This is a genomic window from Synechococcales cyanobacterium T60_A2020_003 (assembly GCA_015272205.1).
Classification (GTDB): Bacteria; Cyanobacteriota; Cyanobacteriia; order RECH01; family RECH01; genus JACYMB01.
Window position 1 is genome coordinate 1 of sequence record JACYMB010000354.1, and the last position, 3,902, is coordinate 3,902.

The 3,902-nt window shown below is 49.3% G+C and carries 7 protein-coding genes; 1 reads left to right on the top strand and 6 read right to left on the bottom strand.

The genetic code is table 11. From position 1 onward, the window contains the following. Positions 1-135 precede the first annotated feature (135 nt). Positions 136-942 carry a hypothetical protein gene (locus IGR76_17400; protein ID MBF2080236.1) on the top strand — a complete coding sequence of 269 codons (807 nt, stop codon included), beginning with the start codon at positions 136-138 and terminating at the stop codon, positions 940-942. Positions 943-954: 12 nt separating this feature from the next. Here IGR76_17400 and IGR76_17405 read toward each other — a convergent pair whose 3' ends face one another. The 6 genes from IGR76_17405 to IGR76_17430 all read right to left on the bottom strand — a co-directional run. Beyond that, on the bottom strand, positions 955-1,245 hold the full coding sequence (locus IGR76_17405; GenBank protein MBF2080237.1) for a DUF3288 family protein: 291 nt from the start codon (positions 1,243-1,245) through the stop codon (positions 955-957). Between the two features lie 22 nt (positions 1,246-1,267). Continuing rightward, positions 1,268-1,714, bottom strand: coding sequence for a phosphate-starvation-inducible PsiE family protein (locus tag IGR76_17410; protein MBF2080238.1), 447 nt, complete (start codon positions 1,712-1,714; stop codon positions 1,268-1,270). Between the two features lie 321 nt (positions 1,715-2,035). Next, a complete protein-coding gene (locus IGR76_17415) occupies positions 2,036-2,644 on the bottom strand; it encodes a hypothetical protein (GenBank protein ID MBF2080239.1) in 609 nt (202 codons plus the stop codon). 155 nt (positions 2,645-2,799) lie between these two features. After that, positions 2,800-3,102: a hypothetical protein gene (locus tag IGR76_17420; protein MBF2080240.1), complete on the bottom strand. Its 303-nt coding sequence runs from the start codon at positions 3,100-3,102 to the stop codon at positions 2,800-2,802. A gap of 2 nt (positions 3,103-3,104) precedes the next feature. Then, positions 3,105-3,596 (bottom strand): glycoside hydrolase family 104 protein, encoded by a 492-nt coding sequence (locus IGR76_17425; GenBank protein MBF2080241.1) that lies wholly within the window; start codon positions 3,594-3,596, stop codon positions 3,105-3,107. Between the two features lie 130 nt (positions 3,597-3,726). Continuing rightward, positions 3,727-3,902, bottom strand: a 176-nt coding sequence (locus IGR76_17430; protein MBF2080242.1) for an IS5/IS1182 family transposase, incomplete at its 5' end; no start/stop codon positions are given.

Here is a 3,902-nt window from a genome sequence, read left to right on the forward strand (position 1 = left end):
GCCATTACGTCGTTCAGCGATGTCTGCAATTGCTCGGAGAGGCGATCGCTCGAGATTGAATCCTATAAGCTCCTGGAATGGGTCTGGTTCACTACATCTACCTCGTTTCTATTCAATCCTTGCTCACGCCCATTTATGTCTATTCAGAAATTTCCCCTGGAAGCCATTCAGAAAATCCGTCAGCACATTACAAAGGCTCTGGTTTTACCAAGTTCAGAGCGGCAACCCCCTTCTGTAAAAACGTTTGAGGACGCTGACGAACTCCCAGAACCTGGAAGTTTGGATGACCTTGGTAGTTTGTTTCAGTTTGGCGGCGCATCGGAGAACCAGGCCGTGCGTCTCAACCAATCGGGCGAATGGTTAGTCAGTGCCGTCAATCCAGCGGCAGCCTTAGTGCGGTTACCTGGGCTAAAGTTAAAATCTGGATATCGACTGGTCAGCTACCTATACCGTGCCGAAGATAAAGAGCTCAAGGGCGTTATATGGGCTGTGCCCGAACAGCTAAGCACAACGGATTTACTGGAAGCAGCGCTGGAAAAAGCGGGGGATTTAAATACGCCGCCAAAGCCACAAGGAGCCTTGCCCGATCTCTTCACCGCATTGGAAGGCGATCGCTCTGCAGCCTCGTTTTTAGTCGCCTCGATCCTGCGGCGAGAGTTTTTAGAATTTGGAGCCGAGGGGAAGCATCGACGGTGGGCACACCATCGACTCATTGATAGGATACCAACCCAACTCCAGCCCGATTGGAAAAAACCGCCACCCCCAGAAATGGCACCCCGGGTTCGGGTGTTTCCCGATGGTCGGGCAGCCGTCGAGTTTTTTAGCTGTCGAATTGTGGCACCGATTGCGATCTTCCGCCATGTTGATCAGTATGAGTCGGGGCAGTATTCTGCCAATTGCACGGATCGGGCGATCGCCCTAGCCACCGTGGTCAAGCAGTAAACAGACGATGAATTAGCTCCAGTCTTCTTGGCGTGAATCCTTGGTGTGGTAAACGTGCTGCCCTTGGTGGAGCTGCCGGGTTTTCGCAAATAACTCGTCCTCGGTTAGCTGCCACTGGTTGAGCACCTTATCTAAGTCCTGTTGAATATCCTTTGCACCCGGAAAGCCCTGGTAACGGATACGAAGACGGGCAAGTTCTGCCAGGTTAAAATCCGTGGCCTCGCCTGCAAGCAGATTGTCAACAATCCGGCGATCGCCTGCCCATTGGGGATGCTGCTGATCTTGAAGGTTAGAATCGGCCATAGGAAAGAACGATGTCGAAAGGCTACTTCGTGGAGTTACGAACAATAAGGTAACTAATCGATAAGGCAAAAATACCAGCGGAAAGTGCGAGGAGCTCAACGCTAGTACTTTTACCAAAATCAAAGATAATAATTTTCCGCGCGACTGCCGTTAACGATGTTGCAATTACAAGTTCAACTTGAACAACGTGTTCTTGGAGATAGGCAGTAATGTTTTCTAGAACTTCGAGGGCAATCAAGACACTCAGGAATAGACCTAAAATTTCAACCAAGCTGGTTGAAAAGAAGCCAAAGGGGTTATTGAACAGATCGCGCACGAGGTAAAAGTAAAGGTCGAATACGATGACGACCACAACCACAATCATGGCCAGGGACACCGCCTTCGAAACAACGCCTTCCAACTTCCCCACAGCACGCAGAAAACCGCGATCGCTTGCCAGATATCGAATAGATCGCATGAGTTGCCGCATCATGATGCCAAAAAACTGACTACTGTTGTTAAAGTCGCGCAGAGGAGCGTTTCTCTAAAGGTATGGACTAATTCTTAAAGCCCATGGGATACGCGCTTAAAGCATCATAATCCATTCCAAAGACCAGATTTTTGGCAGAGCTTCAAAATTTCTGATATTCAGTCCCTAATTCTGACAATGGTTGTCTTCAAAATGCGTTTTGCCTGTGCGAATTGGCAATCCGCGAAATTAGGCATGTTTAGTCATGGTGCGATCGCCCTCGACCATCCAAACCGGGGTTCAAAGGCGATCGCCTTTAACACGTTGGCGATGAGTCAAGTTCTACTCGTCCGACTGATTGCGGGGATAGGCAGAATCAACAAATCCCAACTCAAAGAGCTGTTGATACGCCTGTTGCCCCAGTTCACGGGTTGGATTCTGGCTTTGGATAATTTGAATCAACAAAGGAACAGCCAGTTCAGGCTTCTGTTGGGCACGGTGGACTAACGCAAGACGATAGGTCGCTTGGTCGCGCATTTCTGCCGTTTCCAGGGCCTGCGTCCGGAGGTCTTCGGCAATACGATTATCGATTCCAGAAAAGCTATTGGAGAGTTGCTGATTAAAGTTCGAAAGCTGATTGAAGACCTGACGCGCTTCTTGAAGTTTTTGAACCGCTAGGTCGTAATCTTGCTGGGAGATGGCGTCACTCGCTTCTGACATCAAACGCTCTCCGCCCTGAACACTGAGAACGCCCTGTGCTAAAGGTCGCGTATCGTCCACAACGACTTCTTGTGTTTCTTCGATTTCAACCGTTGTGGGTTCAGATTTGAGTTCTAGTTCCGTATCTTGTGCTAACACGGTGCTCGGACGCAATAGGCTACCTGCAATCACCGACGATGCAGACAGCAGACAAGCAAGCGTTACAGAGCGAATCAACTTAGAAAACAACATGCAGCAGCTTAGCCTTTACGCACTAACGAATGTGGATCGGAAAAACAGAGAACTACGGTATCTTACCATCGCGCCTTTACACTTACTTAATGTTTTGCAAAAACTTGTGGGTAAGGCACATGCCCACTGTGGCTTTTACGAGTCTCTGTAGACCTTTAGGGACGGTAACGCCAATCTATAGGTTCCTGATGCAGTGTTTTCTCTTCCATGCCCCTCTCGTCCGGACAGTTTAAGGACGTGATGCTGCTCATCCGTTGTCTCACCGCATGTGTCATAGCAGTTTTGAGCTGAAAACGAGTTGCAATGTCCATGATTTCAGAGCTGCATGGGTAGCCCGCATTCAAGAGATTTAGGACTTCGCAGTTGGGCGATTCTATCCGGAGGCGATCCATGTAAAACTCGCTCGAAACCATTGGAATGGCGCAGATTGTGCGTACGCCCTGTAATTGATACAGCATGGTTACTTGAGGTGCTGCAAATTGTCTCCATACATTGCAACCCGCAGCCCTAGGGACTTTGGATTTTGTCCGTAGGCATTGCAGGGTAAAGACGCCCAAATTGCACCCACAGCGCAGAACGCACCTGCGATGTCACCTTGCTCCAGCAGGTTGAAGGCGTTTGTCTCTTGAATCAGCATGACAGCTCCGCGATCTTGATTGGCAGGGCTAAAGTCAGGTAGGCCAAGCAGTGCCCAAGTAGAGCTAAGGAATTGGTACTTGCCTGCCGCATCGGAGCACATACCCTCGTATCCAGGCAGATTGATCGGGATACATTGGTGAGGGTGCTTTGAAAAATCGGTGAATTGACTCCCCCCGTACATTGTCGTGTAGGTTGCGCCTTCTGCCTGGGCAATGGTCATTAAAAACGCTTGTTTCTCAAGGGAGAGACCGTTGATGACTAAGCCACTTTTAGGATGCACCTTCGTCTCGTCATCATGAAATAGCGTATCCATGAAGAAGGAGCGATGGCGAACCGATGGAGTATCAAGGGCAAGGGTGGTCGATGTGGCGGAATTATCCAGCGTATCGGCTTTGTTGCATGATTAGAAGGATGATCAGGCTCACCTTGAGGTCGTCCGGGTATTAAGCTTCGACTTTGTAGCTATCGGGTTTAGCGATCTGAATCATGCGGTTGAGCGCAACACATTTGATGAACAATTCCACGGCTTGATTGTCAAATTGACGTGCACTGAGATTGCCCCCAAAAATAGTCTTAAAGCGGAACATGGTAGTTTCAGCAATCGAACGACGATGATAGC